Source organism: Salinisphaera aquimarina, from assembly GCF_042643355.1.
Classification (GTDB): domain Bacteria; phylum Pseudomonadota; class Gammaproteobacteria; order Nevskiales; family Salinisphaeraceae; genus Salinisphaera; species Salinisphaera aquimarina.
In genome coordinates this window covers 89,743-113,765 of the sequence record NZ_JBHRSS010000008.1, presented here as the reverse complement: position 1 = coordinate 113,765, position 24,023 = coordinate 89,743, and the positions used below count along the sequence as shown (strand labels likewise).

General features: G+C 61.2%; 17 protein-coding genes and 3 pseudogenes. 14 read left to right on the top strand and 6 right to left on the bottom strand.

The genetic code is table 11. The annotated features are described in order from the left end of the window. The 13 genes and pseudogenes from ACFOSU_RS15900 (at position 1) to ACFOSU_RS15840 (ending at position 13,044) form a co-directional block, all read left to right on the top strand. A complete protein-coding gene (locus tag ACFOSU_RS15900; RefSeq protein ID WP_380690918.1) occupies positions 1-1,971 on the top strand; it encodes an acetoacetate--CoA ligase in 1,971 nt (656 codons plus the stop codon). Next, positions 1,968-3,128, top strand: coding sequence for a thiolase family protein (locus tag ACFOSU_RS15895; RefSeq protein WP_380690917.1), 1,161 nt, complete (start codon positions 1,968-1,970; stop codon positions 3,126-3,128). Before ACFOSU_RS15900 ends, ACFOSU_RS15895 begins: the two co-directional genes overlap by 4 nt. Beyond that, positions 3,125-3,550, top strand: a complete 426-nt coding sequence (locus ACFOSU_RS15890) for a Zn-ribbon domain-containing OB-fold protein (protein ID WP_380690916.1) — start codon at positions 3,125-3,127, stop codon at positions 3,548-3,550. The genes ACFOSU_RS15895 and ACFOSU_RS15890 overlap by 4 nt, the downstream gene beginning before the upstream one ends. Beyond that, positions 3,547-4,722 carry an acetyl-CoA C-acyltransferase gene (locus ACFOSU_RS15885; protein WP_380690915.1) on the top strand — a complete coding sequence of 392 codons (1,176 nt, stop codon included), beginning with the start codon at positions 3,547-3,549 and terminating at the stop codon, positions 4,720-4,722. Before ACFOSU_RS15890 ends, ACFOSU_RS15885 begins: the two co-directional genes overlap by 4 nt. A gap of 2 nt (positions 4,723-4,724) precedes the next feature. Beyond that, positions 4,725-5,180 (top strand): MaoC family dehydratase, encoded by a 456-nt coding sequence (locus ACFOSU_RS15880; RefSeq protein WP_380690914.1) that lies wholly within the window; start codon positions 4,725-4,727, stop codon positions 5,178-5,180. Positions 5,181-5,260: 80 nt separating this feature from the next. Beyond that, a complete protein-coding gene (locus ACFOSU_RS15875; RefSeq protein WP_380690913.1) occupies positions 5,261-6,433 on the top strand; it encodes an MFS transporter in 1,173 nt (390 codons plus the stop codon). A gap of 24 nt (positions 6,434-6,457) precedes the next feature. Next, positions 6,458-7,750 (top strand): sulfite dehydrogenase, encoded by a 1,293-nt coding sequence (gene soxC, locus ACFOSU_RS15870; protein WP_380690912.1) that lies wholly within the window; start codon positions 6,458-6,460, stop codon positions 7,748-7,750. Beyond that, on the top strand, positions 7,743-8,330 hold the full coding sequence (locus ACFOSU_RS15865; RefSeq protein WP_380690911.1) for a c-type cytochrome: 588 nt from the start codon (positions 7,743-7,745) through the stop codon (positions 8,328-8,330). Before soxC ends, ACFOSU_RS15865 begins: the two co-directional genes overlap by 8 nt. Positions 8,331-8,419: 89 nt before the next feature. Beyond that, positions 8,420-9,496, top strand: a pseudogene (locus tag ACFOSU_RS15860) (IS3 family transposase). A gap of 188 nt (positions 9,497-9,684) precedes the next feature. Then, a pseudogene (locus ACFOSU_RS15855) lies at positions 9,685-10,781 on the top strand (IS3 family transposase); the annotation flags it as partial. Between the two features lie 8 nt (positions 10,782-10,789). Then, positions 10,790-10,960 carry a hypothetical protein gene (locus ACFOSU_RS15850; RefSeq protein ID WP_380691384.1) on the top strand — a complete coding sequence of 57 codons (171 nt, stop codon included), beginning with the start codon at positions 10,790-10,792 and terminating at the stop codon, positions 10,958-10,960. After that, positions 10,917-11,915, top strand: a pseudogene (locus ACFOSU_RS15845) (IS30 family transposase). The gene ACFOSU_RS15850 and the pseudogene ACFOSU_RS15845 overlap by 44 nt, the downstream one beginning before the upstream one ends. Positions 11,916-12,153: 238 nt before the next feature. Next, complete coding sequence (locus tag ACFOSU_RS15840) at positions 12,154-13,044, top strand: AraC family transcriptional regulator (RefSeq protein WP_380690910.1); 891 nt, start codon at positions 12,154-12,156, stop codon at positions 13,042-13,044. Positions 13,045-13,113: 69 nt separating this feature from the next. Here ACFOSU_RS15840 and ACFOSU_RS15835 read toward each other — a convergent pair whose 3' ends face one another. The 6 genes from ACFOSU_RS15835 to ACFOSU_RS15810 form a co-directional block, all read right to left on the bottom strand. Then, a complete protein-coding gene (locus tag ACFOSU_RS15835; protein ID WP_380690909.1) occupies positions 13,114-14,745 on the bottom strand; it encodes a carboxylesterase/lipase family protein in 1,632 nt (543 codons plus the stop codon). A gap of 220 nt (positions 14,746-14,965) precedes the next feature. Continuing rightward, entirely contained in the window at positions 14,966-16,600 is a 1,635-nt protein-coding gene (locus ACFOSU_RS15830) for a carboxylesterase/lipase family protein (RefSeq protein ID WP_380690908.1), read from the bottom strand. Positions 16,601-17,136: 536 nt separating this feature from the next. Then, positions 17,137-17,907 carry an SDR family oxidoreductase gene (locus tag ACFOSU_RS15825; RefSeq protein ID WP_380690907.1) on the bottom strand — a complete coding sequence of 257 codons (771 nt, stop codon included), beginning with the start codon at positions 17,905-17,907 and terminating at the stop codon, positions 17,137-17,139. Positions 17,908-17,910: 3 nt separating this feature from the next. Then, entirely contained in the window at positions 17,911-20,415 is a 2,505-nt protein-coding gene (locus tag ACFOSU_RS15820) for a branched-chain amino acid ABC transporter ATP-binding protein/permease (RefSeq protein WP_380690906.1), read from the bottom strand. Further along, the gene (locus ACFOSU_RS15815; protein ID WP_380690905.1) at positions 20,412-21,287 is read right to left on the bottom strand and encodes a branched-chain amino acid ABC transporter permease; all 876 of its coding nucleotides are present in this window, start codon (positions 21,285-21,287) and stop codon (positions 20,412-20,414) included. Before ACFOSU_RS15815 ends, ACFOSU_RS15820 begins: the two co-directional genes overlap by 4 nt. Positions 21,288-21,299: 12 nt before the next feature. Then, complete coding sequence (locus ACFOSU_RS15810; RefSeq protein ID WP_380690904.1) at positions 21,300-22,547, bottom strand: ABC transporter substrate-binding protein; 1,248 nt, start codon at positions 22,545-22,547, stop codon at positions 21,300-21,302. A gap of 459 nt (positions 22,548-23,006) precedes the next feature. On the opposite strand from ACFOSU_RS15810, the gene ACFOSU_RS15805 reads away from it, so the two are divergent. Further along, a complete protein-coding gene (locus tag ACFOSU_RS15805) occupies positions 23,007-24,017 on the top strand; it encodes a LacI family DNA-binding transcriptional regulator (RefSeq protein ID WP_380690903.1) in 1,011 nt (336 codons plus the stop codon). The last annotated feature ends 6 nt before the right edge of the window (positions 24,018-24,023 follow it).

Sequence of the window (24,023 nt, the reverse complement as noted above, 5' to 3'; positions counted from 1 at the left end):
ATGAGCTATAGCCAAGCGATTCCGCCCTGCTGCTGGGCGCCGTCGAAAAGCCAGAGGCGCGATGCGCAGATCACGCGCTTTGCCCACCAGGTCGGCATGGAAGATGCCAGCTATGCGGACCTGCATCGCTATTCAGTGGCCTGTCTGGAAGACTTCTGGGCGGAGTTCTGGGATTTCGCGCAATTCAACGCGAGTGACTACGAGCGCGTGCTTACCCCAAAAGACGGCAAACGGATGATCGGGTCGCGTTTCTTTGAGGGTGCGACGATCAACTTCGCGCAGAATATGCTCGCCGGTGACGCAGACAGCGTAGCCGTGATCGAGACGAGCGAAGAGGGCGTAGTACGCGAGATCACGCTCGCTGAACTGCGCCAGCGAGTCGCCGGCGCACAACAGGCACTGCACGAGCTCGGCGTTGGTGAAAACGATCGTGTCGCGGGGCTCATGCCGAACACAGTCAATACGCTGGTAATGGTGCTCGCAACTGCCTCGGTTGGCGCGATCTGGTCGGCGTGCGCGCCCGAGTTCGGTGTGTCCGGCGTGCTGGATCGCTTTGGTCAGATCGAGCCAAAGATTCTCGTCACGGTGACCCGCTATCGCTATAACGGCAAGATTCACGACATCGGCGAACGTATCGGCGAGATCGCCGAGGCGTTGAACGTCGAGCGCGTTCTGCTGACCAACGATGACGAAATCGGCGTGCTGCCGGTCGAAGTCGCGCGGCTGCGCAAACTGGCGACGACAGATGCGGCTGAGCCGGCGTACCCGCGCTTCGATTTCAATCATCCGCTTTACATCATCTATACCTCAGGTACGACTGGGCTGCCGAAATGCATCGTGCACAGCACCGGCGGGACACTGATCGAGCACCGCAAGGAGCATATGCTCCATTGTGATATCAGCCCGGGCGATCGCGTGCTTTATTACACCTCCACCGCATGGATGATGTACCACTGGATGATAACCACGCGTGCAAGTGGCGCTACTCTGGTGCTCTATGACGGCGCTGCGGTGCCCAAAATCAATGCCGATGGCCAGATCGACACTGATCTGCTCTGGCGCTTGGTCGCGGAAACACGGACGACCCATTTCGGGACCAGCCCCAAGTATTTGACGCTGATGATGCAGGCCGGCTACCGGCCGGGCGACGCGCTCGACCTGAGTGCACTGCGCATGATCACGACCTCGGGTTCGCCGTTGACCGCTGATATTTTCGAGTGGGTCTACGATGCGGTGAAATCTGACTTATGTCTGGCGTCGATCTCCGGCGGTACCGAAATGCTCGGCTGTTTCGTCATGGGCAATCCTGCCGGCCCAATACACGCTGGCGAGATTCAGGTGCCGGGGCTCGGCATGGCGATGGCCGTACTCGACGAACGAGATATTCCGGTGCTCGGTCGCGACGGCGACCTCGTATGCACCGAACCCTTTCCCTCCATGCCCCTGTCGTTCTGGGGGGAAGGCGGCTGGCAGCGCTATCTCGATACCTATTTCGCGGACCGCGACGATATCTGGTCCCACGGCGATGTCGCCGAAATGCGGCCTTCCGGCGGCGTTGTGATCACGGGCCGCAGCGACACCATGCTCAAGCCCGGCGGCGTGCGGATGGGGCCATCGGAGATCTACCGCGTAGTCGACGCACTGGACGAGATCGATGATTCGCTGGTTATCGGTTACCCCGCTGCCGGTGGCGATGTGGACCTGTGGTTATTCGTGGTGCCGGCGGCGGGCGTCACGCTTGATGACGGCGTGCGTGAGACGATTCGCAAACGCCTGCGCGCCGAGGCATCGCCGCGTCATGTGCCCAAGCGTATTCTCGAAGTGTCGGAGATTCCCTATACGCTCAATGGCAAGAAAGTCGAAAAAGCGGTGCTGCAGCTGGTCACCGGAAAACCAGTGAAGAATCGCGGCTCCTTGTCGAACCCGGACTGCCTGGATGAATATCTGCAGGTGGCCGAGGTGGCCGCATGAGTCACTGGAACTGCGCGATCGCCGGAATCGGCGAGCTGGCGCCCGTGCGCCATACCCAGGGGGCGACGACGCTCGGCATGATTGCGGAGGCCTCTGCCTTGGCAGTCGCCGACGCCGGGCTCGAGCCCGGCGCGATCGACGGTCTGCTCGTCGGCCCGCAGGTCGGTGAGACGCCCCAGCACGTGCCCGCGACGATTGCGGAGTATCTTGGCCTGCAGCCCGCGATGAGCAACGTCGTCGACCAGGGCGGCGCCAACGGCGCGGCCATGGCCTGGCGGGCGGCGGCGGCGATCCACTTCGGGATGTGCGAAGCCGTGCTGTGTGTGCTGGCCAATGCGCGCGAAGCGGACATGCCACGCTCTCCCAATCGCAATCCGATTCGCGAATTCGATACGCCCTTCGGAGCGTCCGGCGCGAACGTGTCCTACGCGATGATCGCCCAGGCTCATATGCACGCTTACGGCACGACCAGCGAGCAGTTGGCGGCAGGCGTGGTCGCGCAACGCGAGAACGCCCAGCGCAATCCGGACGCGGTTTTTCACGGCCAGCGCATTACAGTCGAGGACGTGCTTGCGTCGCCGATGGTGATGTCACCACTGCATCTGCTGGAAGTGGTGATGCCGTGCGCCGGCGGCGCGGCCTTCGTCGTCACGTCCACGAAACGTGCCCGGGCGCTGCGGCATCCGCCGATCGAGATTGCCGGTGCCGGCGAGAAAGTCACGCATCGCGCGATCTCTTGTGCGCCGAGTCTGACCAGCGGGCCGCTCAAACCGTCGATCGCCAATGCCTACAAGCAAGCCGGTGTCGGGCCCAAGGACATCGATCTGCTGTCGTTCTACGACTGCTACAGCATCATGCTGCCGGTGACCGCCGAGGACGCCGGATTCTGCAAACCGGGCGAGGGCGGACCGTGGCTGACCGCACACGACTTCAGCCCCGAGGGTGATCTGCCCATGAATACCCATGGTGGCCAATTATCGTGTGGCCAGGCGGATCTCGCCGGCGGCATGTCGCATATCACCGAAGCCGTGCGTCAGCTGCGCGGCGACGCGCCGGGTCGCCAGATTCCCAGCGCCGGACACGCGCTGGTCACTGGCAACGGCGCGACCCTCAGCGAAGCCGCCGCACTGGTGCTGCGCCGGGAGTACACACGATGACGCACGAGACACTTAACAAGCCCGGCCCGCATCCGACGCCGGTTTCCCAGCCGTTCTGGGATGCGGCCGAGCAGAGGCAGCTACGCTTACAGCACTGCGCAGACTGCGATCACTATGTGTTCTATCCGCGCCAGCGTTGTCCGTATTGTTGGTCTGCGGCATTGGATTGGCGCGCGGCCAGTGGTCGTGGCGTGGTGGCATCGTTTGTCGGGGTCTACAAGCCGGGCCATCCGGCCTTTGCTGGCGACGTGCCGTATGTGGTTGCGTTGATCGATCTCGAAGAAGGCCCGCGCCTGCTGTCGAACATCGTCAACCGGGGCCCTGAAGACGCGTTGATCGGACAATCGGTCGAAGTGATCTTCGAAGCCCAGGGCGATACGGCGCTGCCCAAATTTCAAACGACTGACGAGACACCCGCATGAGCCCAGAACAAACGCCCGTTCTATTGGACGGCATCCGAACGCCGTTTGGCCGCTATCAGGGCGCGCTGCGCGACGTATCGGCACGCGATCTGACCGCGCATGCCATTCGGCACTTGTTGGCGCGACACGAAACTTTCACGCAAGCCGACGGGGTGCTGTTGGGCAGTGTGCTGCAGGCTGGCCAAGGTCAGAATCCGGCGCGTCTGGCAGCGGCTGCGGCGGGCGTGGACTGGCAGGTGCCGGCGATGACGCTCAACAATGTCTGTCTTGCCGGGCTTGCGAGCGTTGCGGATGCGGCGCGGCGAATCCAGCTCGGCGAAGGCCAGCGTTATATCGTGGGCGGCGGGGACTCCATGAGCCGCGCGCCGCATGCAAGGCTGTTGCGCCAAGCGGATCAACGCCCCGGCCCGATCGACTTCACCGACGTCATGATGAAGGACGGGTTGTGGTGTTCGCTGACCGATGAAGGCATGGGCGAACTCTCCGAACGTGCCAACCGCGACTTAGCCATAGAGCGGGCGGCCCAGGATGAATACGCGGTGGCCTCCCATCAACGCGCTGCGGCCGCCACGGAGGCCGGGTTTCTGGCAGGCGAAATCGCGCCACTCACCGTCGGTGACGTCACCGTTGAGGCCGACGAAGGTATTCGTGCCGACACGAGTATCGAAAAGCTCGCCAGGCTCCGGCCGGCGTTTGGTGAATCCGGCTCGATCACGGCCGCTAGCGCATCGCAGCTGAGTGACGGCGCCTCGGCCGGCTTGGTGTGTTCCCAGGCGGTCGCCGACGCGGCCGGCATCGAGTCGCTAGGCCGTATCGTTGCGTTTGCTGAAGTCGCCGGCCCGGATAACACACTGCATCTGAAGCCGGCACGCGCGATCGAACTCGCGCTGGCGCGCGCACAGCTGAAGTTGTCGGATATCGACGTCTTGGAAATCAACGAGGCTTTCGCCGCCGTGGTGGTGGCCTCGTGTCGAGAACTTGGCCTCTCGGTCGAACAGGTCAACGTCAATGGCGGCGCGATCGCGCTCGGCCATCCGTTGGGCGGTACTGGTTTGCGCTTGTTGCTCACGGCAGCACGCGAGCTCAAGCGGCGTAACGGCCGCTATGCGCTTGCCGGACTGTGCGGTGGCGGAGGCCAGGGTTATGCAGTCATCATCGAAAGGAGTGAATGAGCATGAGTACAGACGCAGAGAAGAAGAACGGCTGGATCGAGGCGCGCCACGGCATGCCGAGTGAAGGCGACAAAGCCGAGCGCACACTCGATATCACCGAGCGCCATATCGAGCTGTTCACCGAAATGAGCGGCGACAAGAACCCGTTGCACACCGATCGTGAAGCCGCGGAGAACTCGCGTTTTGGCGGACTGATCGTGCAAGGCGGGGTGACAACCGGCATTCTCAACGCCGTGGTGGCCGAAGACCTGCCCGGCCCGGGCAGTGTGTTTCTGAGCGTGGACTGGAAGTTTTCCAAGCCGGTCTATGTCGGTGACACCATCACCGGGCGCGTCGAGATTCTCACCGTGCGTGAGGACAAACCGTTCTGCACGATCCAGACCACGGTCGAGAACCAGAAAGGCGAAGTCTGCGTTTCTGGCGAAGCGGTCACGTACACGACGCCCTTGCCACAGTGAGCCGAGCGGCGGTGAATCATCACACGCCGCTGCATGATCCGGCCGGTCGCTGGTCGGCGCTGGCGATACTGGCCAGCGCCATGTTGCTGGGCATGACCACGTGGTTCTCGGCTACGGCGGTCGTGCCCCAGCTGCGAGAGCTGTGGTCGCTCTCACCGGGTGAAGCCGCCTGGATGACCATCGCCGTGCAACTGGGCTTCGTCGCCGGCGCGCTCACTTCGGCAGTGTTCAACATCGCTGATCGTGTGCCGCCGCGCCGGCTTATGCTCTACGGTGCCGGCCTCGCCGCGCTCGCCAACATCCTTCTGTTGGCCAACCCGCCGGTCTTGCTGGCGACTGTGCTGCGCGCGGTCACTGGCTTCGGCCTAGCCAGCGTCTATCCGCCCGCCATGAAAGCCATGGCGACCTGGTTCAAGGTCAAGCGCGGAACGGCTCTGGGCATAATGGTCGGTGCCCTCACCCTAGGCTCGGCCACGCCGCATCTGGTCAACGGCCTGGGCGGACTCGATTGGCGGATCGTCATCATCGCTACCTCCCTGTTCTCGCTGGCCGGCGGTCTGATCGCAGAATATCTCGGCAGCGATGGTCCGTTCGCGTTCCCACGCGCGCCATTCAACCTGTCCCAGGCTTGGCAAGCCTTCTCCGATCGTCCGGTGCTACTCGCCTCAATTGGCTACTTCGGACACATGTGGGAGCTCTATGCCATGTGGGCCTGGTTCTCCGTGTTTTATGGCGATGTACTCTCCACCCAGGCCTTCGACGCGCCGCTCGCTGGCGCGGCCCTGGCGACGTTTGCCGTGATCGGTATCGGCGCGATCGGCTGCTGGGTCGGCGGCATTCTTGGCGATCACTGGGGACGCGGGCGTGCGACCTCGCTGGCCATGGTCATTTCGGGCGGCTGTGCTCTGCTGATCGGCTGGCTGCCGGACACGCTCTGGCCGCTTATTCTTCTTTTAGGTTTGATCTGGGGCTTTTGGGTCGTGGCCGACTCGGCCCAGTTCTCCACCGTGATCACCGAGCTCGGCGACCAGCGTTACGTGGGCACTGCGCTCACGATGCAGCTAGCGATCGGTTATATCTTGACCGTGCCGACGCTGTGGCTAATACCGGTCGTTCATGCGCACTTCGGCTGGGCCGCTGCGTTCGGCGTATTGGCCGTTGGACCGGTGGTTGGAACTATTGCGATGCAGAAACTGAGTACGCTTGAGCGAGGCGCCGCGGATGTTGCGACGCGCTCCGCCCCCCAATCCTGAATACGTTGTCCAGGAGTTGAAACGATGAAAGACGAAATTTCCGCGAGTAGTGCGTCCGCACCGGATCCACGGCGGCGGCGATTGCTCAAGCAAGCGCTCGGTACCGTGGGCGCATTCAGCGTGCCGTTCTTAGCGGGGCGTGGGCTCGCAGCCGAAAACAAGGCGGGTAATCAGGCACCGAAAGTACCTGAATGGATGCGCAGCCAAGGCGAGCCGATACTTTCGCCGGCCTACGGCGTGCCGTCGAAGTTCGAAAGAGACGTGGTACGCACACCCACGGATCTGACCACTACGAAGACCTCTTCCTGGAGCTTCACCCCACTACAGGATCTGGAAGGCAGTATCACGCCGAATGGTCTGGTCTTCGAGCGCCATCACGGCGGTGTGCCGGCGATTGATCCAGAGCAGCACGAACTCATGCTGCACGGCTTGGTCGACAAGCCGCTGATCTTCGATATGGCCCAACTCAAGCGTTTCCCGCAAGTGTCGATCAAGCGCTTTCTTGAGTGCTCGGGTAACACGCTCACGGAGTGGAAAGAGCCCACCGGCAAGACGGTCCAGGATACGCACGGCCTATTGTCGTGCTGTGAATGGACTGGCGTGCCACTCGCGACTTTGTTGCGTGAGGCCCGCGTTAAGGACAAGGCGGAATGGATTCTTGCCGAAGGGGCAGACGCCTCGGCGCTGACCCGAAGCATACCGATGGACAAGGCGCTGGACGATGCGCTCGTGGTCTATGCGCAGAACGGTGAGGCGCTGCGTCCGGAACAAGGCTATCCGCTACGACTTCTGCTGCCCGGTTTCGAAGGCAACATGCAGGTGAAATGGCTTCGCCGGCTCGAGGTCGGCGACGCGCCGTTCATGACGCGCGAAGAAACCTCCAAGTACACCGATCTCATGCCCAATGGTCAGGCGCGCCAGTTCACTTTCTTGATGGACGCCAAGTCTGTCATCACCGCGCCTTCCGGCGGCCAGAGTCTTCCCGACAAGGGTTTCTACGAGATTCGTGGGTTGGCGTGGTCGGGCCGCGGCCGCATCAAGCGCGTTGACGTATCGGTCGACGGGGGCCGCAATTGGCAGCAGGCCGAGCTCGACGGGCCCGTGCAGCCGAAATGTCTTACGCGATTCCGGCTGCCGTGGCGATGGAAAGGCGACTCGGCGCTCCTGCAGAGCCGGGCGATCGATGAAACCGGCTACGTGCAGCCGACGCACGAACAACTAGTCGACGTGCGCGGCACGAATTATGTTTATCACCTCAACGCCATTCAAACTTGGGAAGTATCGTCGCAGGGGGAGATCAGCAATGTGCATGTCTAGAACAATCGCGCTCACCCTTGTCTTCGGTCTCACAATAAGTTCAGTCGCGCTGGCTGAGCAAGCCGATTACGGCCTCGGCCGACCGGCGAGTGACGCCGAGATCGCTGGCTGGAATATCGACGTCCGGCCGAGTGGCGCTGGCCTGCCGGAAGGGTCGGGAACCGCTGGCGACGGCGAGGCGATCTACAAGACGCAGTGCGCCGCTTGCCACGGCCCGAAAGGCGAGAATGGCGCCTTTCCCAGACTCGTCGGCGGGCAGGGCACGCTCGCCAGCGACAAGCCGATTAAGACGGTCGGCAGCTATTGGCCATACGCAACCACGCTATACGACTATATCCACCGTGCCATGCCGCTCACTTCGCCGCAGTCGCTGTCTCCTGACGAGACCTATGCGGTCACGGCGTACGTGCTTTATCTCAATGGCCTCGTTGACCGTGATGAAGCGCTTGACGCCGGTACGCTAGCGAAAGTCGAGATGCCCAACCGAAACGGTTTCGTGTCGCCCGATCCCCGGCCCGATGTGAGCAATGAAGCCTGCATGCAGGACTGCGTCCAGAACAGTGAACTTAAGGCGAAATAAAAATGGCGACGACGAGTGGTAATTCCCCGCGAAAAAGATTGCCGGTCAAAAGCGGAATTACCTCGTAATCTAACCCTAAGAGGTTCCCCGTGAAGACATCCCGATATACCTACAGCCAGATCCTGGCGATCCTGAAGTAGGTCGAGACTTGCACGCCCGTACCGCAGCTTTGCCGTGAGCACGGTATGAGCTCGGCGACGTTCTACAAATGGCGTGGCAAGTACGGCGGCATGGACGCCTCGCTCATGGCGCGCGTAAAGGAGCTCGAGGACGAGAACCGACGGCTCAACAAGATGGATGCCTAAGAACGGCTCAAGGCCGAGATCGTGCAGGAGGCCGTGGCAAAAAATTGGTGAGGCGATCTTGCCGACGGGAGATGGCCCGACGCAGCGTGAGTAAATACGGCATCAGCATTCTGCTGGCCTGCGTGGCTTTTCGATCAGCCGAACCTACTATCGCTATCAGCCGACATTGTCGGATGAGAAAGCCGAGATTACAGACTGGCTCATCCGTCTGACGGATAACCAGTGCAACCGGGCTTCGGGATGTGTTTTCTGTACCTGCGCAACGTCAAGGACTTTTGACGGAATCACAAACGCGTCCATCGAATCGATCGTGAGCTGGAGCTCAATCTTTCGATCAAGCCGAGAAAGCGTTTGAAGCGGGAGGTGCCCGACAAGCTGGCCGAGCCGGCGGCGCCGGAATAGGTCTGGTCGATGGACTTCATGCACGACCAACTGAACGACGGTCGCAGCTTCCGATTGTTCAATGTCATCGACGACACCAACCGTGAAGGCCTGGGCATCGAAGTCGATCCGTCATGCCGTCAGCCGGTGTGATCCCCAGGCTAGAGCAGATTATCGAATGGCGCGGTAAGCCGGTGGCGATCCATTGTGATTGAATACGTCAGCGGCGGCTTGATCAAGTAGGCGAGACGCCAAGGCATCCGGCTCGAATATATCGAGCCCTGTAAGCCGCGGCAGCACGTCTACGTTGAACGGTACAACCGGCCCGTCGGATAAGACTGGCTCAATCAACATCTGTTCTAGTCCATCGCCGACGTGCGGGATGCCGCGACGCGATGGCTATGGATTTACAATTACGAGCGGCCGAACATGGCGCTCGGTGGCATCACGCCCATGCAGAAACTCAGCATGGCCGCTTAACTCCGCTGTTGATCTGCGTCGAAAATGGAGGGGTTACCCATAGGCTGCGTCACATACCGAAACCGGCCTGTAACTATCTGATTTTATTGATCCGTTATGTCCGAATTGTCCGCACACGTAAGATAGGTTTATGCTGATATATCAATCAGCTATTGTGGACATTGAACCTAGATGGGGTATAGACGCGCCAGCCTGGTGTCAGTTGCCGCCAGGTCGCGCTCGAAATCGGTATCAATCCGAACCTGCTGACCCGATGGCGCCGCGAGGCCGATACAGGCGCAGATGCGGCGTTCAAAGGCACCGGTACGGCGCGTGATCAGGAGGTGATGCGGCTCAAGCGGGAGCTGTCACGAGTGACGAAGGAGCGCGATTTTTTGCGCGAAGCGGCAACGTACTTCGCAAAAGGATCGTCCTGAGATATCAGGCGATCCAGCGTTGTCGCATACGCTTTACCATCCGTCTAATGTGTCGCTGCCTACAGGTGTCGCCGAGCGGTTATTACGCCTGGGCGGCTCGCAAGCCGAGCGCGCAGGAAACGGATAATCATCGTCTGCTGGGTCGTATCCGTGCGCTGCACGACGACAGCGGCGGCGTGCTCGGCGCACCCCGCATGCATGAAGATCTGACCGATGAGGGCGAGACAGCGAGTCTGAACCGCATCGCACGCGTCATGGCGTCGAACGGCATCCAAGGCTGGCCACGCAAGAAGAGTCGTCGCAAGGCAAAGCCCGGCGTGCGGCCGATCGGCATCGGCAACCATCTCAAGCGTGACTTCACGGCGTCGGAACCCGAGATGAAATGGGTGACCGATATCACGGAGGTCATGACCGGTGAAGGCAAGGTGTATTTGTGTGTCGTCATCGACCTGTTCAGCAAGCTCGTGATCCGCCGGTCCATGCACCATCGCCAGGATCGCCAGATGGTTATGCGAGCCGTGGAGATGGCGGTCTGGCAACGTCAGGCCAAGGCCGATGTAATTCTGCATTCCGACCGCGGCAGCCAGTTCACCAGCGGGGATTATCAGCGTCTGCTGAAGAACAGCACGCTGACGTGCTCGATGAGCGCTGTCGGCCATTGCGGCGACAACGCCGCTTGCGAAGGTTTCTTCGGCGTACTCAAACGCGAACGTGTCCACCGCGTCAGGTACCGCACGCTCGACGTCGCCAAGTCAGACCTCTTTGACTACATTGAGCGATTCCATAATCCGCGTATCCGAAAGCGCATGGCCGCCGAAGACCGGAAGTATCCGTTAACCTGTTCTCAACCGTCCGCGGAAACGGCGTAGACCCCACCTTGTTCGACTTTGCGCTTGCCGCCGAAGTAACTCTCATCCACTTCTACCTCGCCTGCAAACTGCACAACGTCGAACAGAGCATTCGTGGTCAACTGGCGAAGGCGCAGGAAGCAGTACGCCGCCGTATTGCGATTAACGGCGACGCGCAGTCAAGTGGTCGGTATTCGTGAGATCGCACGGGTATTGACCCGTGCTCCGAGCACGATCCTGCGCGAACTTCGTCGTAACGGCGATCAGCTCGGTCGGCGCACGCCCGTCATAGGGCGGCCGCTGCGCCTATCCGGTTACGATGCGCGGCGCGCTGGTGCGCGCGCACGGCGCTTGCGCCGCAAACGGCGCGTCGTACGCAAGCTGGACCGCTCCGGTGCGCTGTGGGCCCAGGTGCGCCGCCTGTTGCTGCTCAAGTGGTCGCCTGAGCAGATCGCGGGCAGACTAGGGAACGTGTCCCACGAGACGATCTATACCGCCATCTACGCCATGCCCCGTGGCACGCTGCGTCGCGAGTTGACGCGCCTGCTGCGCCAAGGCCGCGCTCGACGCCGACCGCGCAGTCGGGGCACCGATCGCCGCGGGCAGATGCGCGACCTGCCGAGTATTCATCTACGGCCGCCTGCCGCCGCCGAGCGTTTGCTCCCCGGCCACTGGGAAGGCGATCTGCTCAGAGGCGCCGCCAATCGCAGCGCCGTCGGCGTGCTGGTCGATCGTCGCACGCTGTTTCTCATGATCGTGCGGATGGAAGGCGCCACCGCCCAGGCCGCCCTGGCGGGCTTCAGCCAAGCGTTCGAGCCCTTGCCCGCAGAACTACGCCAGACACTGACCTACGACCAGGGCAAGGAAATGGCCCTGCATGCCGAGCTGGCCCAGAGCACGGGACTCTTGATCTACTTCGCCGATCCGCACAGCCCCTGGCAGCGTGGTATCTGCGAGAACACCAACGGCCTGCTGCGTCAGTACCTGCCCAAGGGCAGCGATCTGAGTGTCTACTCCCAGCGCGAACTGGACGCCATCGCCTGAGAGATGAACACCCGGCCTCGCAAGACCCTGGCGTTTCGCACGCCTGCCGAAGTCTTTTTCGAGTACTGCTTCCAGGCCCGCGACAATGGGACTGTTGCACTTGATGCTTGAAACCGCCCCGCATATCGCGCGGCGGGATCGGGGCGTTCGGGCGTCCGTGGCGGCAAATTGCTGAAAAAAGTCATGTCGCTGGCATCAATGATCAAAGGGCGCGGGCGAACGCATAACGTTGCAGCTTGCATTACATAGTTGTGTGCTAAGCGGTTTCGCATTTTCCCTCGGCGCTTCATAAGATCGGTTGGCAGCCTGTAGCACCGGGGAGAGGGCGTGCCATGAACGGTTGCAGATTATGAGCGGGCGAGAACTCGTCGCGTGGCCATGGGGCGACAATGCCCTTGACGACACGGATATTGCGCTGCACGACGGCTTTCGGCTGGAAGAGCAGCGTAGCCGCGAGTATCTGCCCATGATTCCAAATGCGGAATGGCCCCGGATGCAGATTGCGCTGGTCATCAAGGGATTTTTCAAGACGTCCTACCGTGTCGGGTTGCAGTCACGGCATCTGGATGTCGGACCAGGAGCCCTGTTTATCAATCCGGGCGGATGCGAGTTTCAAAATATCCATCCCAAGGGCCGTTTCAGGATGTTGCTAGTCGAGATACACGGACGTCTGCTCGAGCAGTTGACTCGGGATGCCGAGTCGCCCACGACGCGTGAGGTGGTACCGCAGCACAATATTCGCGACGCGTCCCTAGCCCGGCTGATCCGGACCATGGAAAGCGATCTGCGGAGAAAGTGCCCGGTTGGGCGCCTTTATTCCGAGTATCTTTCCCTGACGCTCGCCAGCTACATCATTGGGCGTTATGCGGTCAGACCAAAGGCGGATCGGTCCGCGAGCTTGCTTTCGCGCAGTCAACGTGCTCGCGTGACGGATTTCATCTATGCGAATATCCAGTGCAGCCTCAGCTTGCTCGATCTCGCGTCGATCGCCCAGCTCAGCCCGCGCCACTTCAGCCGCTTGTTCCGCGCAACCTTTGGCGAATCACCGCATCAGTACGTTATTCGGTTGCGCATCGACCAGGCTCGCGAGCTGCTTGCAAAAGACTCGACCAGTATTTCTCAGATCGCTCTTTCTGTGGGCTTTGGCAGTCAGAGCCATTTCACTCAAATATTCCACCAGGCCACCGGCGTAACGCCGCGCGAGTATCGATTGCGAGGAACGCGCGGCCCTTCCGCTTGATGCCCTGTCTCAGGAATGACCTGGTTCCGGGCGATGCCGGGGCCAGGCCTTGGCTTGTAACGGTATGGTTCAGCCGCTCAGTGCGTCCCACAGGTCACAGTGATGCGATGTAGACAGTTGCGTCACGTCGTCTGTTGCCGGCTCTGGAAGATCCAGCGACTGATATTTGCCGCCGTCGCCTGTATAAGTGGGCCAGACCGGGGCTGCGGAGGAATTCGGGTCGGCGGCGGCCGCGAATCGAGTCCAGTAGCTCACCATGTCATCGGAAAGCACCTGCTGCGCGTCGTTCAGCGGCTGTGGCGTTCCGGTGGCGCCGTGGAATAGCGGGAACAGGTACTGAATCTCGCCGGTATGGTAAGCACCGTAGTCGAATGACACGGCAGGTGAATAAACCGGCGCAGTCCGGTCAGCGAATTCGAAGATATAGGTCGGCACATATGCCGCGAGGGCGCGGTCGTGCTGCAGTCCCGGACAGACGATGCCACTGTCGGTCTGTACCGCGGACGCCGCGAGACTCGCGGAATCGTAGTCGCTCAGCGGATATTGCGCCAGAACCTCGTCGGCGTTATCACCGTGCTGTGTCTGGATCTGCTGAGTGTACTGATCGGCGCTCAGAGCCTGGCCGCTGCTCATTTCCGTCACCGCAACGAAGAACCGGTTCTCGTCCTTGGTAGCGCCGGCCATCACGGGCACCCGATTGAAATTACCCGAGCGGAACGCGTCGAGCGAGGGCTGGGTGATTAACGTGCCGTCGATCACCGGATTGCCACCGAAGGAACCGGCTGCCTGTATCTCGGCGACCGACAAAGATCGCAGACAGGCTACGGTCTGTGCCGGGTCGTCATTGGCGCAATCGGTGGCTTGCGCAAGGGCCTCGCCGTTGGTCTCTGCGGTCGCCAAATCGATGGTGCCGGGGCCAGCACCGCTTTCGATGATGGCGCGATGGAACAGGCCCGCGGCCGTTGGTGAAGCCAGATGCACCCATACGCTCTTGCCGCCGGCCGACTCGCCAGAGATGGTGACGTTGTCGGGATCGCCGCCGAATGCTGCGATGTTGTCCTGCACCCACTGAAAGGCGAACTGCTGATCCATAAAGCCGTAGTTGCCGAAGGTATGCCCCTCGGAATCCAGGCCGGGCAGTGCCAGGAAGCCGAAGACGTTCATGCGGTTATTTATGGTGACCACGATCACGTTGCCGTCGTCCGCCAGCTTGCTGCCGTCGTAGTCGTTGCTGCCACCTGCCAGGATGGCGCCGCCGTGCATCCAGATCATCACGGGCAGGCCGGCATCCGCAGGTCGATCGGCGGGCGCAAAGACGTTCAAGAACAGACAATCCTCGTGATCGCTACGGGCCGCAAAAACGCCTAGCGTAAGTGTCTGCGCACAGGTGTTGCCGAAGGCTACGGCATCCAGCGTATCCACCCAAGGCTCGTGAGGCTGGGGCGGTCGCCACCGCAACTCGGCCAAGGGCGGTGTCGCGTAGGGGATGCCGAGAAACTCGTCGACGTTGTCCTGCACCCGCCCCTGGACAGGGCCGACCGTGGTCTCGACCACGGCGGTACGATCTGCGCCGGGGTCACTACTGTCAGCGTTCGTATTGTCGTCGTGATCGTTGTCGCTGCAGGCGCTCAGGCTGCTCGTCAGCGCGATGGCCGCCAAGGCTAGCCAGGTCTTGGCGTAGCGGTTATTTTTATTCGTCATTAGAACTTCCTCTGATTATCCTGCCATCGGTTGTGGCATTTTCTTGTCTTTTTTGGCGTTCGGTACGCGTCCGGCTTGCGGTGCCGCCCGGATCAGCCGGGCGAACTGCGCCCTTTGCATGGCGTTTGGCCACGGATGGTTAGCCGGCATGGCTGTTTGATCGCTCGCCGCCGAGGCGGACCTGATCCTGCCGCCAGGCCGGCGTGTCCAACGCATTCGTTCACCCGGCAAGGCCATCCCATAGATCGCAGTGGTGCGCGCTGTCGAGATCCGGAAAATCGCGGGTCACGGGCTCAGGCAGTTCCAGCGATTGATACCTTGGGTTGTCCGCGGTGTATGGGGGCCATTGCGGGGTGCTCGACGTATTCGGATCGCCGCTGCCAGCGAACCGGATCCAGTAACTCACCATGTCATCGGAGAGGGCCTGCTGGGCGTCGTTGAGCTCGTTCGGTGTGCCTTGGGCACCGTGATAGAGCGGGAACAGGTACTGGATCTCGCTCGTATGGTAGGCGCCGTAGGGAAACGACACGGCCGGCGCAAACGCAGGTGCTGTGCGATCGATGAACTCATACGCATAGACCGGCACGTAGGCGGCGAACAGGCGGTCGGCGCGAAGCGCCGGACAGACGTAGCCGCTGTCTGTAGTAACCGCGGAATAGGCCAACGCCGGTGCGTCGTAATCGCTCAATGGATACTGCGCAAGCACCTCGGCCGCGTTGTCGCCGTAGCTGCTGTTGATCTGGTCGGTGTAGCCATCGGCCGTGAGCGCACTCCCGCTGGTCAGCTCGCTGAGGCCGACGAACAGCGTGTTCTCGTCCTTGTTTGTCCCGGCTATGACGGGCACCTGGCTGAAGTCACCAGCTGCCAGGGCCGAATCGAGCGGCTGCGTGAGGATGGTGCCGTCGATGGGCAGAATCTGCCGGCTCTGATAGCTGGGTGCCATCGACTGAATTTCCTCGGCCGAAAGCGATCGCAGGCACTCGGTAGTCTGGACTGGGTCGTCGCTCTGGCAGCTGACCTGGGTGGCAAAATCCACCCCCGCAGCTTCCGCCGTATCCAGACTGACCGTCGGCAACCCGGCTCCGCTTTGCATGATCGCGCGCTGGAACAACCCAGTGGCCGGGGGCGATATGAGATGGGCCAGCACGCTGCGGCCCCCCGCCGATTCACCGAAAATGGTGACATTGTCCGGATCGCCGCCGAAGGCCGTAATGTTGTCCCGGACCCACTGGAACACGAACTGCTGATCCATAAACCCGTAGTTGCTGAACGCGTGTCCTTCATCGTCGAGCGCGGGGTGGGAAATGAAACCGAAGACGTTGAGACGGTAGTTGAAGGTCACGACCAAGACGTTGCCCTGTTTGACCAGCTTGCTACCGTCATAGTCGTCACTCTCCCCGTCGAACAGCGCGCCACCGTATATCCAGATCATCACTGGAAGTCCTGCCTGGGCATCAATGTCCTTCTGGGCGAAGACGTTTACGTACAGACAGTCCTCGCTGGCACTCGGCGCGGCGAACACACCCAGGGTATTGGTCTGTGCGCAGGTATCGCCGTAAGCGACCGTATCCAGCGTGTCCTGCCAAGGCTGCGGGCTCTCCGGCGGTCGCCAGCGTAGGTTGCCTACTGGCGGCGCAGCGAACGGGATGCCAAGGAACTGGCTTACGCCTTGGCTGATTTTGCCTTGGACGGGGCCAGATGCGGTCTCGATGACCGCGGTCCGGCTGGCGCCGGAGCCGCCATCGTCCGGCGTATTTGTATCGTTGTCGTCGCTGCATGCGCCCAGCACCAGCGCCAGGGCAACCGCAAACGCTGTAGCTACAGCTTTCGCCGTGTTTTCTCCCTTGCTTATCATGGATTGTACTTCCTTGTTATTAGTATTGTCGGTCGTGTCGTTCCGGTCCGCACGGCCTGCGAACGACCCGCATTGTGATTTTCGAGCGGCGACACGCAAATGTCGCGAAATCGACTGCCGCCGCAATTAATGACGGAAAATGCTCAAGCCGTCTTTCACATTCGGGCCAATTCTTATAACGAATCGGCCTTGGTTTTGAGGCTAAACATCCAGCGTAAGCTGCTTGCCCAGGGGGTAGGCGCGCTAATCGTGCTGTTCAATAGTAGTTGCCCGGGCCACACAGGTCGTTGGCGTGTGAGTGAGAACATCAGATCCAGTCTCACGCAATTGCTACAAGCAGCTAGTGCCAGCCTAGACCGTGATAGAGAGGCAAGCGAACGGCCGTTCTCATTCCACAGTCGGTAGGTTTACAACACGGCAAGAGATACGAATTGACGGGCCGACTCTGCACCGTGCGGCTCGCGTAACGCATGCGATGCGAAGAATAGGGTCTGGGCCCGGTTCGGCAAGGAGCAGGCTTTGTGGTTTTGGGCCATTCAGACGACCGACGTCAATCCGCCATCTACGAATAGATTCTGACCACAAACGAAGTTCGACGCATCTGAGCACAGATAAATCAGCGTGCCGACGAGATCGTCGGGCTGGCCCCAGCGCGCGCTCGGCGTGCGCTCTCTTAGCCAGGAGTCGAAGTCTGGATCCTGCCATAGGGCCGCTGTGATATCGGTCTGGAAAAATCCAGGCGACAGGCAGTTGACTTGGATGCCATGGCGGGCAAGGTCGGCCGCCATGCCGCGAGTGAGCATGGCCACGCCGGCCTTGCTTGCGCTATAGGGTGCCGAGGTCGCGCGAGCGAGCGCGGAGTGTGCTGAGCCCGTGTTCACGATCTTCCCGGAGCCACGCGCGATCATGCCCGAGACCAGCTCACGTGAAACATGGAACACGCTGGAAAGATTTGTGGCGATGACCGCGTCCCAGTCGTCTGGAGCGATTTTGTGAATCGCGCCGCGCCGTTGCAGTCCAGCATTGTTGACCAGAATGTCGGGTACGCCGTGGCGGTCGATCAATTGTGCAAGCGCCGTGCGCGTAGCCTGCGCATCGGCGACGTCGAAGCTCACGTGGGCGATGTCGGCGCCTGTGGCGGTGGACATCTCTTGGGCGGCCGCGGTTACACGCGCGTCGTCGCGGCCATGCAAGATGACGCACGCACCGCGCCCGGCTAATCCGAGCGCCATGGCATAACCGAGGCCTCGCGACGAGCCGGTCACGAGCGCGAGGCGTCCGGTGATATCAAACAGGTGGTCTGGCATGAGTCAGACTCCGAGCAGTTTCACCAGCGTGGCCTCATCTTGGCGGAGGTCGCGTGCGCTGCCCTCGTATGCGATATGGCCGTTGACCATGATGTAGGCCCGATCCGTCATCTGCAGCGCGAGTTCGACGCGCTGCTCGACCAGCAGTATTCCGACTTCACCGCGTAGTTGTGCAATGGCGTGCATGACCTCGCCGACGATGGCGGGAGCCAAGCCCTCAAACGGTTCGTCGAGCAGTATCAGGCGCGTGGGTGCCATCAACGCCCGTGCGATAGCCAGCATCTGCTGCTCGCCGCCGCTGAGGTTGCCGCCTCGAGCATGCTCGAGCTGCTTGAGCTTGGGGAACAACTCGAACGCGGCATTCCGGGACCAGCCGCCGGGGCGCGCAGCAACCTGCAGATTGTCGGTGACGGTCAGGTTCGGAAAGATTCTTCGTCCCTGCGGTACCAATGACACGCCCAGCCGGTTCACCTGGTGGGTGGACAGGGTGGAGATGTCGCGATCATCGAAACCGATGCGGCCATCCATCCGGGGTACGGTTCCCATGATGGTGGCCAGCGTTGTCGTCTTGCCGACCCCGTTACGCCCGAGCAGAGCGACACTCTCGCCTTCGCCCACCGTCAGGTCGAGGTCGTCGAGAATCCGGCTGCCGCCGTAGCCGGAAGCGATACCCTGCAACTCCAACAGTGGTCGGTACGTCCGCTTCCCGGCGTCGTCAGTCGCGCCGGGCCCGGCCGCCGGGTCCGCGGCGCTGGACTCGCGGTCGCCGAGGTAGGCCGCGACCACGTCAGGATGGTCGATCACCTGATCGGGTGTGCCGCTGGCGATGACCTGGCCCAAGTGAAGTACGCTGATGTAATCGGACAGTGCAATGACGCGGTCGATGTCGTGTTCGATGAGCACCACGGTATGCTTTTGCGCAAGGCGCTTGATCAGCTGACTGATGCGTTCGCGCTCGGCATCGGCCAGACCGGCCAGCGGTTCGTCAAGCAGAAGAGTGTCGGGATTACCGGCCAGCGTCACCGCGATATCCAGGAGCCGCTGCTCGCCGTGGGGAAGGTTTGTGGTGATCTGCTCTGCGCGGGTATCCAGGCCGACGGCCTGCAACGCTTGCCAGGTCTGCTCGGCGATGCCGGGTAAGGCATAGGCGTCCGACCAAAGCGAGTGGCGGCCTTCGTGATGCGCCTGCGCGGCTACGCGTACCGCCTCGAACACCGTGGCGTGCTCGGGCACTGAGACCACCTGAAAGGATCGCGCCAGACCGGCAAGCGTGCGCTGATTGGCGCTCAGCCGCGTAATGTCGCGCCCGTTGAAATGTACGCGGCCGCTGTCGGGCGCCAGCAGGCCACTGAGTATGTTGAAGAAGGTTGTCTTGCCCGCGCCGTTGGGCCCGAGCAGGCTATGAATGGAGCCGCGTCGGATATCGAGGTCGATGTCCTTGGCCGTAACCACGCGCCCGAAGCTCTTGTTGAGGCCGCTCACGCTCAACACCACGTCGTCGTTGGCATGGGCCGGCTTGGAGGAGCGTTCGATCGGCGTGATCGGGCGGGCCGGCACCCGCGAGCGCGTCAGCCCCCAGCGATCGTGGCCGAACAGGCGCGTGAACATTCCGGACAGGCCTTCGGGCGAGAGCAGCACCACAGCCATCAGCAGAGCGCCGAATATGAGCCACCAGTGCTCGGTGACGGCACTGAGCTGATCCTGCAGATTGATATAGATGATCGCTCCCCAAAGCGGTCCGAGGAAGTGATGCATACCGCCCAGCACGGTCATCAACACAGGGTCACCGGCGTGCTGCCAGTTCATGTTCTCGGCATAGGCGCCGCGGATGAGGAAGGTCAACAGTCCGCCCGCCAGCCCGATGAAACTCGACGAAAGCACGAACGCGCCGAGCTTGTAGCGATGCGGGTTGTAACCCATGCAGCGTGCACGTAGCTCGTCGTCCCGGATCGCCTGCAGTACGCGACCGAACGGCGAATGAACGATGCGCAGCAGCACGCAGGCGGATAGCCAGACCAGGAGCGCCGTGAAAGCGTAATACAGCAAGGGGTCGTACAAGCCGCCCCGCGACACGCCCTGAAGACCGTTCTCGCCGCCGGTTACGCCTGTCCAGTGAAAAGCTATTTCGTAGCCGAGTTGGGTGAAGGCCAGGGTGAGCAGGGCGAAATAGATGCCGCGCCGACGAAGAATCAGTAGCCCGATCACCACGCTGAGCAGTGCGGTCGCGGCGGTTGCCGCGAGCAACGCAAGTGCCGCGCTGTCGTATACATGGATTGCAAACAGTCCAGCCACATAACTGGCAAAGCCGAAAAAAAGCGAGGCCCCGAACGAGACCAGACCGGTGTAGCCGAGCAGCACGTTGAACGCGATCGCGTATAACGCATAAATCGACACTTGCGTGGCCAGGCTTATCGTCGAGCCCAACCACGGCATGAGCAGCGGCAGGGCCAGTAGCGCGATCGCCAGCACGAACAGCGGGTGCTTGAGGAAATCCAGCGCACGACTCATTCGAAGCGCTCCCACTGTTCGCCGAAGAGCCCGCGTGGGCGCACCAGTAGCACGAGCACCATGAGCACATACATCACGGCGCTGGCGGCCGCTGGAAAGAATTGAATGGACATCGCCACCGACACACCGACAAGTAGTCCACTGATGATGGCTCCGCGCAGACTGCCCAGTCCGCCGATGGTCACGACCACGAACGCGGGCATGATGGCCTGCTCGCTCATCGACGGCACCACGCTCCACAATGGCGCGGCCAGCACGCCGGCAATGCCGGCCAGCGCCGTGCCGAGGCCGAACACCACCATGAACACGCGCTTGAGATTGATGCCGAGCATGCTCGCCATTTCGCCATCGCGGCTACCGGCGCGGATGATTCGCCCAAAGGGCGTCTTTTCGAGAAACAACCACACTGCGATCAGCAGCACGATGGTGACCGCGAGCACGGCGAGTCGATACTGGGTGACGAAAAGCGGACCGTAATGCACGAAGCCTGAAAGGAACGCTGGGGCGTCGAACGGATGTCCAATCGAGCCCCAGATTGTGCGAATTGCCTCTTCGATGAACAGTGCCAGGCCAAATGTCAGTAACAGACTGAGCAATGGCTCCTTATCGTAGAGCGGTCGTAGCAGAACGCGCTCGGCGATCATGCCCACGAACGCCACAAGAAATGGCGCAACGAGCAGGGCGCCCACGAAGCCGATGTACGGCTCCAGCGTCCAGGCGAAATAAGCACCAAGCGCGAAGAAAGCGCCGTGGGCAAAGTTCACCAAGCCAAGCATGCCGAAGATGATCGACAGCCCAACCGCTATGAGAACGTATAGGAACCCCAGTACCAGCCCGTTGGCGAGCTGGGACATCAGTAGCATCATGTTCATCGAAGCGACCCCTCAACCGAGCTGACACTCGCTCGTTTGTTGATCCGGGAAAATCGACTCGAGCGGCTCGCTTGCGCCGGGCTGCACGCTCGCGATATCGAAATAGTCGTACTTGTCCGGAATCTCCTTCTTGACCGAGGCAACCAGCGTGGGCTGGATCAGCTGGTGATCCCAGGAGCGGAAGTAGATCGGCCGTTCTTTGTAACCCTCGAACTTGTGTTGTTCGAGGAAGGCAACCATGTCCTTCCCGTCGGTGGACTTGGCCTGCTTTAGCGCAGTCAGCAGGGCGCTCATACCGAAGTAGTCCTGCCAGGCTTGCGATTCTGGCGGTTTGCCGTGCTTCTCTTCGAAGGTCTTGGCAAACTGATTGCTCTTCTGGGTATTGTCGGCGTTGGCGTAGTTCCAGATCTTCGGATAGATGCCCGTGGCCGCAGCGGGCCCAGCCGACCACAGGTCGGTATCGTTTGCGACCAGGGCCGAGATGGGCAGCTTGTCCGTGAGCCCCATCTGGTGGAACTGTTTGAGGAAATTGGTGAGATCGCTACCGCCGATGCCTAGGAACAGCGCGTCCGGCTCCGCCGACATGACCTTCAGAATATACGAGCTGAAGTCGGTCGTGCCCAGTGGCGTTTTGTCTGCGCCAACAACCTTCCCGCCGTCCTCGGTGAGCACACCCTTCATCTGGTTGAAGCCGTCGATGCCCCAAGCGTAGGAGGCATAGATGAAGTACCAGTTCTTGCCGTGCTTCGCCAGCTCGGGATAGACGCTACGAACGGTCGTGTAATTGGGCAGATCGACGCGGAAGGTGTGTTTGCTGCATTGGGCGCCGGTGATTTCGCTGGCATTCGGGCCGGTGGCCATCAACGGCACGCTGGCACGCTCGGCGACCGGCATTATCGCTAGGATGTCACCGCTGGAGATACCGCCCTGAACGGCAACGACATGCTTTTCCTCAATGAGCTTGTGCATGTTCTGCTGCGTTGTCTGCGGCCCGTTTTCGTCGTACCAGACGACTTCGACCGGACGGTCGTTAACATGGCCGCCAAAGTCTTCGAGGGCCAACATCGCGCCTTGCTGTCCCTGAGCACCCTGGACCGCGTAGCTTCCGGATTTGGGCAGCAGTAAGCCTATGCGTAGTGGCTCGGCCGCGCGGGCATTGCCGATGAAAAAGGGGCCGATCGTCGCGGCGGCGCCCAGCGCCGCGCCGGCTTTCAGCAATTTGCGGCGATCCTGCCGCACGTCGTCATGATCGTTGTTCATGCCTTCGTCTCCTTTCGCTTGTTTTGCGTTTTTATAATTTGCCGCTGAACGCGTCCAATTCGGTCGCGAGGTAACCGCTTACCCTTATTGAAATATCAGTGTGCCGAATAATGCAAATCGCCGTAAGCTTAGGCGGGCGTTATGCGTGCATCTCGATCCTCAATTAACAAAAGCACGTTGGAAACACAAGCGAAGACAGGCTCGCCTTCAGGTTGATAATCTCTTTTCAATGCACCCGGTCAAGCAGCTTGTCGACGCTAGCTAATGCTATAGCCCTTGTAAAACGACCGCTTGGGTGTCTCGCCGCTCGGCCATATATTTTCCGGTTGTGGGCAATATTTAAATGTAAGTGATTAACCTAATGTCGTACTTGCATGCGCGAGCGGCTCTAAAGTACTGCGCACTGAACCATGGTGTTCAAAACAGGGCCTCGAAAGGGCCGGGAATCGGAAGGATGCAATGGCAAAAAAGAAACAGATCACGATCGACGACGTTGCCGCCCGGGCCGGTGTATCGACGGCGACAGTCTCGCGGGTGCTGAACGGCATGAACCACAAGGCCTCGCTGGATACGCGGACGCGGATACGCAGCGCGGTCGAGGAGCTGGAATATCGGCCGGTCAGGGTAGGAAGGGCGCTGAGCATGATGCAGTCGCCGACGGTAGCGTTGCTGACGCCGGATACTACGAACGCCTTCTACGCTAGCATTGCGGACGCGATCCAGACCGGTACCAGACGCATAGGTAAAGCGATGATTCTCTGCAATACCCGTGAACAAGCGATCTTGCAGGACGCGTACATTGAGGAGATGCGCTCTCACTTGGTCGCCGGCATTGCGCTCCTTGGGGCAGTGCCGAGCCCGGGACTCGAGCGGGCATTGGCCGATGACATGCCGATTGTATTCATCAATCGCAAGAGTCCGTACCGAGCCGATAGGCCGTTCGTCGGCATCGACAATTACGCCGCGGGCGGCGACGTTGCGAAACATTTCATGGACCGTGGCTACTATCCGATCAGCGTCGTGCGCGGGCCGTGGGATTCCTCGGCAAGCCGGGAGCGCTTCGAAGGGTTTCGCGATGCGCTTGCTGCGTCGGGCCATCCAATAGATCCGGCCCGTGTCTATGACAGCGATCTAAGCATGGAGTCGGGCTACATCCAAGCCGAGCAGCTGCTGTCGGGGCCCGCACCGGCCCGCGCCGTATTCTGTGCAAACGACCCAGTGGCATACGGGATATACCGCCGGTGTGGGGAGCGGGGCCTGTCGGTGCCCGATGACGTGGCGTTGTTCGGTTTCGACGATAATCCGCTCAATGAATGGCTAGCGCCATGGCTCAGTACCGTATCCGTACCCAGCGTCGAGATCGGCACACGTGTGGCAAAGTTGTTTGCCGGCAGCGGGATGGCCAGCGCACGCGAGCACCCAGAGCAGTGCATTGTTCCGTATCAGATGGTCATCCGCACGTCGGCGTGAGACACT